Source organism: Halalkalibacter oceani (assembly GCF_023715705.1).
Lineage (GTDB): Bacteria > Bacillota > Bacilli > Bacillales > Bacillaceae_D > Halalkalibacter > Halalkalibacter oceani_A.
Window position 1 is genome coordinate 1 of the sequence record NZ_JAMBOS010000109.1, and the last position, 270, is coordinate 270.

The window sequence follows — 270 nt, forward strand, 5'->3', positions numbered from 1 at the left end:
GTGTGGAAGCGTGGCGACACGTGGAGCTGACAGATACTAATCGGTCGAGGACTTATCCAAGCAATTCTTGATACTTGTACAATCATGATCTAGTTTTGAAGGAATCAAGCCCAAGTCCCCTGTCTTTTTGGGACGTGGGCTAGATTGATCAAAGAGAGCCTAACGAGGTAATCTGTCGATCAAATGTCCGGTGGCGATAGCGAAGAGGTCACACCCGTTCCCATGCCGAACACGGTCGTTAAGCTCTTCAGCGCCGATGGTAGTTGGAGG

Annotated in this window: 1 rRNA gene; it reads left to right on the plus strand. The window is 50.0% G+C overall.

The features are described from left to right. Window positions 1-186: 186 nt before the first annotated feature. Window positions 187-270 (plus strand): 5S ribosomal RNA (rrf, locus tag M3212_RS21860); the annotation flags it as partial.